Origin of the sequence: uncultured Phascolarctobacterium sp. (assembly GCF_937920985.1) — a bacterium.
Classification (GTDB): Bacteria; Bacillota; Negativicutes; order Acidaminococcales; family Acidaminococcaceae; genus Phascolarctobacterium_A.
Genome location: NZ_CALDXR010000011.1, coordinates 37,652 through 43,996 on the forward strand (window position 1 = coordinate 37,652; position 6,345 = coordinate 43,996).

Sequence of the window (6,345 nt, forward strand, 5' to 3'; positions counted from 1 at the left end):
TTTATTACAGACCTTTTTTAGCAATATATGCAGCCAGGTCAACTACGCGGTTGGAATAACCCCATTCATTGTCGTACCAGCTTACAACCTTAGCCATACGCGGGCCAACCATCATGGTGGACAGGCCGTCGATGATGGAGCTCAGCGGGCAACCGTTGTAATCGCGGGATACCAGCGGTTCGTCGCTGTAGCCCATGATGCCTTTGAGTTCGCCTTCAGCAGCTTCCTTCAGCACTGCGTTGATTTCTTCAGCAGTGGTGTCTTTTTGCAGCAGTACGGTCAGGTCGGTGATGGAAACGTTCGGAGTCGGAACGCGCATTGCAAAGCCGTTCAGTTTGCCTTTCAGTTCCGGCAGAACCAGAGCAACTGCTTTTGCAGCACCGGTAGTAGTCGGGATGATGGAGCAAGCAGCAGCACGAGCACGACGCAGGTCTTTATGCGGCAGGTCCAGGATTCTCTGGTCATTGGTGTAGGAGTGAACAGTGGTCATCAGACCGCTTTCAATACCGAATTTGTTCAGCAATACTTTGGTGAACGGAGCCAGGCAGTTGGTGGTGCAGGAAGCGTTGGAAATGATGTTGTGTTTTGCAGGATCATATTTGTCTTCGTTAACACCCATAACGATGGTGATGTCTTCGCCTTTTGCAGGAGCGGAGATAATAACCTTTTTAACAGTGTCATGCAGATGAGCTGCAGCCTTTGCAGCTTCGGTGAAACGGCCGGTGGATTCTACAACAATTTCAGCACCAGCTTCGCCCCAAGGAATCTGTGCAGGATCCAGGCAAGCGAATACTTCGATTTTGCGGTCGTCAACAATAATGTAGTTGCCTTCGATGCTGACTTCATGGTTGAAGGTGCCATGGATAGAGTCATATTTCAACAGGTGAGCCAAAGCGGTGATGTCGCCAGGATCGTTGACAGCAACAACCTCTACCTCAGGATTGTTGAATGCTACACGGAAAACCTCGCGGCCGATACGGCCAAAACCATTAATACCTACTTTTGTCATAATAATTTCCTCCTTAATTCTGAGAGAATCTAAATTTTGCACAAATGTGCTTAGTAACAAATTAATAAAGCGCAGCTTTCTGCTTATTGCTCTTTGGCCATTTTGAGAATCTCATGCGCTGCGGCCTCGTCGGTAATCAAAATATCCTGTCTGGAAGCACGAATAACCGACAAAATTGCGGCAGCCTTCGATTTGCCTCCGGCAATACCGATGATTGTGCCGATGTGCTGCAAATCCTGCAGCATCAGGCCGGCATTATTAGTCATATAAACCTGTCTGCCGTCTAAAGCGCAATACTGGCCAAACGCCTCGCCTACAGCACCATTTGCCTCCAGCTTGGCAATTACCTCGCTGCCTAAGCGTCTGTGTCTTGCCATAACACTGGCACGGCCTACACCGTGAACAAGAATGTCCGCCTGCTTGATAATATCAACGACAGCGCGTACACCGATATCCTCTTTAAGAATACTGTTTAAGATATCCTCGCTTACACAGTCAGGAACATAAAGCTGACGATAGGATGCTCCGAGCTTTTGTGCCAAAACAGTTGCAATCGTATTGGCCTGCAGTTCCACATTATCACCCAAACCGCCGCGGGCCGGTACAACCACCGTATTAGGCTGAGAGCCGGAAACATTGGCTGCCATAGCCGCCATAGTAGTACCGCCGCTGACAGCAACGATATGCTTATTGCCATCGCTCAGCAGCTTACTAAGGATATGCGCTGCAGTACGGCCGATTTCACGCTTGACAACATCCTCCTGGTCAGAATCACCAGGAAGAATGACAACCTTGCCAATCTTCAGCGTATCACTGAGAGCATTTTCCAAGAACGAAATATCCTGCAGCTTGCGTACATAATCCGCCAGCTCCTTAAGAATATCCGCACCCTCATCTGTTACGCTCATGCCACTGGAAGAAAAATCCAGCAGGCCGCTTTTCTTCAGAAAATCAACCTGAGCACGCAGCACTCTTTCGCTGAGTCCCAGTCTTGCGGCCAGTGCACGCCTGCCTATCGGCGCTTCATGGCTCACCTGACGCAGAATCTGGTAACGCTGTACGAGCAGATCTGTCAGCTCCGGCACAATTTTCTTTTGCAGATTAATAATACTATCCATAACCAGTTACATCCCTTGACGTGTTTTGTCCCTCGTGGTACTTTTCGTGTCCCACAGATTCAATACAAATAAGTGAATTATTTGTCTATAGCTCATTATAGCATACTCTAATTAAGAAATAAAGTGCTGTATTAGTGTTTATCGAAAAATTTTTGTTAAAACCGCCCTTTGGTTAGCCTTGGCTGACTTATGCTGCCTAAAAAGTTTTTTATCTTCTTAATTATACTGCGTGCGCAAAAAAAAGAGCTGCCGCATTACGCAGCAGCTCCAGATTTTTATCTGTTATTAACTGTTTCGGGATACATATCATGCATGAAAAGACGCTTCTTTGCAGCCTGCTCCCATTCGGTTCCCGGCTTGCCGTAGTTGGCATACGGATCGATGGACAGACCACCACGCGGCAGGAATTTGCCCCAAACCTCAATATATTTAGGCTCCATCAGCTTGATAAGATCCTTCATAATGATATTTACGCAGTCTTCATGGAAATCACCGTGATTACGGAAGCTGAACAGATACAGCTTCAGGGATTTGCTTTCCACCAGGCGTTCATCCGGCACATAAGAAATGTAGATAGTCGCAAAATCAGGCTGTCCCGTCATCGGACAAAGGCTGGTGAATTCCGGGCAATTAAATTTAACCCAATAATCGTTTTGCGGATGCTTATTCGGGAAGGACTCCAGAACCTCCGGTGCATAATCGCTTTTATAAGCAGTCTTATTGCCTAACAGGCTTACGCCCTGCAATTCTTCTTTACTTCTGCCACTTGTCATTATTGCTTACCTCCATCAAATGCAAACAGCTTGCCTGCTCCCACACGTTCCAAAGCGGTAACAAGCATTACACTCGCAATACCGCAGATGCACTGACCAATCAGCAGACTGCTTGCCAGCACCAGATAAGGAATATCCAGCAGTACGCTCAGCCATACAGGAACACCAAGTCCTGGTACAAAGGTAACTGCCGCCCAAATAATCCAGTTGCCGCAGCCACGACGCTTAGCCAAAACAATAATACCAGTTGTTACAATTCCTACAATAAAGCCGCCGATAATATCCGGCAGACCAAGACCGCCCATCACCGTATTGCTGACAACGTTGGCCAGGCCAAACGGTAAAATCAAAAACGGGAAAATAGCGCTCAGTCCATACAGCGCAGTAGCAATACGAATCTGATACTGACCAAAAGCAAAGCTTTGGGTGCACATCATCACAACAATATATAAAGCAATGCACAACGCGGAAAATACTAATTTTTGGTTACTTAAGCTCTTCATTATCCTTACCTCCTTCAAGCCTCTGCTAAGGGATCAACAACACCGTTGGCAGCAAAGGCAGCCTCACGGTCAATGCAGGTACCACACTTGTGACAGGGCTTTGCGCCACCATCATAACAGCTCCAGGTCAGCTCATAGGGAACACCTAAGCGCAAGCCCTCAGCAACGATATCCTTCTTCGTTTTATCAACAAACGGAGCAACCAGACGCACCTTGCGGCCGCTTCCCAAATATACTGCCAAATTCATCGACTCATTAAATTCAACACTGCAATCGGGATAAGCATTGCCTGCAGCATCATCGGCATGGGGACCGTAGTAAATCTCATTGCATTCATATTCCAAGGCAATGCTTGCCGCAGCAGCCAGGAACAGGCCATTACGGAAAGGCACATATGTGCTTACAGGCTCACCCTTACTTTCCTTCAGCTGCTCTGCATAGGATGCGTGCGGAACACTTTCATCCGAGCCCTGCAGCAGGGAGCATTTGCTGTGAGCGAAAATCTTCGACAAATCCATATGCAGCAGCTCCACATGATAATAATCGGCAATCGCCTGCGCTGCTGCAAGCTCCTTGGCATGCTTCTGACCATAAGACATCGACAAAGCCAGAACATTATCGCCGTATTTTTCTTTTGCCAGTGCCAGACAGGTTGAGCTGTCTACGCCACCGCTTAATAATACTAAAACCTTCATTTCTCCTCCCAATTAATGAGCGGGCAAAGTCCACAAAATATAAAAGGATTCCGTCATCTACAGACGAAATCCTTGCATACATAAAAAATACCGGCCGGCGCCAGTACATCGCCCGTAGTTTTATTTATAGACAGGATGGTTACGAACTGTCTGTTATGAACTTCTAAGATATTATACAGCATATCGCGTTATTTGTCCAGCATAAGAAAATAGCATAATCAAAAACAGACACCGCCGACACACTTAAAGCATATCGAGATGTCTGTCTTAAAAGCGTTATAGCTTATCTATTATTATACAATCGCTTTATCAGGTTTTACAAAGAACCAAGCAATAGCACCGCAGATACCGGTTACAGCAGTTGCTGCCAAAGCAGCCTGCCAGCCATAGTTTGTTGCAAACCAGGCAGTAACGGTCGGAGCAAGTACGCCGCCGATATTGCCCCAGAAGTTCATCCAACCGGATACGGAACCGGCAAATTTACCGCCCATGCTGATAACGCTGGACCAGGAAGCACTCATGGTCAGACCGAGGGAACCTAAGGATACGGAAAGCCAGAGAACATTCATCATCGGATCGGCAGTACGAGTGGAAATGTACAACGCACCTGCACAAAGAAGAATACCTGCAGCACCGGTTGCAGTCTTAACGATGTTCTGAGACATGCCGCTGCGCAGCAGTTTATCGGAATAGTGACCGCAAAGAGTAACTACAGCCATCAGAGAAATCCAGGGAGCAGCTGCCCAGATACCCATTTTTGCTAAGGAGAATTTGTGCACCTCCATGAGGTACATCGGCAGCCAAGCCAGGAATACGTACATGATATAGTCAGTAATCAAAAACTGAATGCCCAAAGCCCAGAATTGGGTAGAACGCAGCAGCTTGCCCCAAGGAGCAATCTGCTTTTCACCGGTTGCTTCCACGCGGCCTTCGTTAATGTGAGCAAGTTCTGCTTCATTAACGTAAGGACTGTCCTTCGGATCATCTGTAACATATTTATGCCAAGCCCAAGCCAGCAGCAGACCAACTACACCAAAGCTGAGGAATACATGATGCCAGCCAAAGGTAGTCATCAGCCATACTACAACAGCAGGACCGACTACAGGACCAAAGAAGCAGCCATTGAGAATAAAGGAGCTTGCCTTGCCCTTTTCATCTTTATTAAACCATTTGTGTTCTGCCATAGCAAACGCAGGATAAATCGGTGCTTCGCCCAGGCCAAACATCAAACGTACAATGGCAAAGGTATACTTACCGCTTGCTATAGCAGTTAAAGCAGTAAAGATTGACCACCATGCGCAGGCAATAGAACCGGTAAAGCGATGGCCGAATTTTTCAGCAAGCATACCGCCGGGAACCTGCATCAAAGCATAACCGGCGAAGAAGAAGGATTGAATAAGGCCCATATCTATTTTAGTAAAGCCAAATTCCTTCATGATTACGGGTGTTGCAACAGAAAGGTTAACGCGGTCCATGTAGGATACAAAGCTGATAGCAAAAATCAGCCACGCTACCTTCCATCTGAAGTTTGTCATTTTCATAGTACTCTTTCCCTTCATAAAAAAACAAATTCTGTTCATTTATATATTTTCTGCCGAACAGTTAACAACAATGATACTATTTCTTCTTAAAACTGTCAATATTTTTTTGCCGTTTGATTTGTGCGAATATTTGTCTATTGTATAAGGATTTTTGAGTTTTATTGAGTTTTATAAGGAAATGGAAGAAGTGCGTCATAATAGTATATTGCAGCAATGTAAATCGAAGAAGCGAGTCCGCAGGACGACGCTGATTGGCTGTCACACATAGAACTCTGGTAAATTGAGCGATGGGTATATCGTGCAAGGAATAGCAATTTTAGCAAATGAGTGTCTGGAATCATAGAAGTGTCGCATTCTTGCGTGCGCATCCAAGAAGCTAGTCCACAGGACAACGCTGATTGGCTGTCACACATAGAACTCTGGTAAATTGAGCGAGAGGTATATCGTGCAAGGAATAGCAATTTTAGCAAATGAGCATTTGGAACCATAGAAGTGTCGCAATTGTTTGAGCGCTAAACTTAACTTATATTGAAGAATTTTTTAGCTTCGCGCGAGTTTTGCGGCACTTCGTCCTGGTTCCATGCGAAATTTGCGTTAAGAAATTGCTGCTGACTGAAACGATATACCTCTCGCGAATAGAGAAAGTATGGGAGTAAGCTAAGTTAGTCCGCAGCTATCTATCCTCAGTCGTAAGTAAGCAAAGCTT

Annotated in this window: 6 protein-coding genes; all 6 read right to left on the bottom strand. The window is 46.1% G+C overall.

Features of this window, described 5'->3' with window-relative positions; translation table 11 throughout:
• Window positions 1-4: 4 nt before the first annotated feature.
• The 6 genes from gap to Q0612_RS01795 all read right to left on the bottom strand — a co-directional run bounded on the left by gap (window position 5) and on the right by Q0612_RS01795 (window position 5,633).
• On the bottom strand, window positions 5-1,012 hold the full coding sequence (gene gap, locus Q0612_RS01770; RefSeq protein WP_087942312.1) for a type I glyceraldehyde-3-phosphate dehydrogenase: 1,008 nt from the start codon (window positions 1,010-1,012) through the stop codon (window positions 5-7).
• A gap of 80 nt (window positions 1,013-1,092) precedes the next feature.
• Window positions 1,093-2,127 (bottom strand): sugar-binding transcriptional regulator, encoded by a 1,035-nt coding sequence (locus tag Q0612_RS01775; RefSeq protein WP_298879976.1) that lies wholly within the window; start codon window positions 2,125-2,127, stop codon window positions 1,093-1,095.
• Between the two features lie 275 nt (window positions 2,128-2,402).
• Window positions 2,403-2,900 (bottom strand): preQ(1) synthase, encoded by a 498-nt coding sequence (gene queF, locus Q0612_RS01780; RefSeq protein WP_009145817.1) that lies wholly within the window; start codon window positions 2,898-2,900, stop codon window positions 2,403-2,405.
• On the bottom strand, window positions 2,900-3,403 hold the full coding sequence (locus Q0612_RS01785) for a QueT transporter family protein (protein ID WP_298879977.1): 504 nt from the start codon (window positions 3,401-3,403) through the stop codon (window positions 2,900-2,902). Before Q0612_RS01785 ends, queF begins: the two co-directional genes overlap by 1 nt.
• 14 nt (window positions 3,404-3,417) lie before the next feature.
• The gene (queC, locus tag Q0612_RS01790) at window positions 3,418-4,098 is read right to left on the bottom strand and encodes a 7-cyano-7-deazaguanine synthase QueC (protein WP_298879979.1); all 681 of its coding nucleotides are present in this window, start codon (window positions 4,096-4,098) and stop codon (window positions 3,418-3,420) included.
• Window positions 4,099-4,391: 293 nt separating this feature from the next.
• Window positions 4,392-5,633, bottom strand: coding sequence for an MFS transporter (locus Q0612_RS01795; protein WP_298879982.1), 1,242 nt, complete (start codon window positions 5,631-5,633; stop codon window positions 4,392-4,394).
• Window positions 5,634-6,345 lie beyond the last annotated feature (712 nt).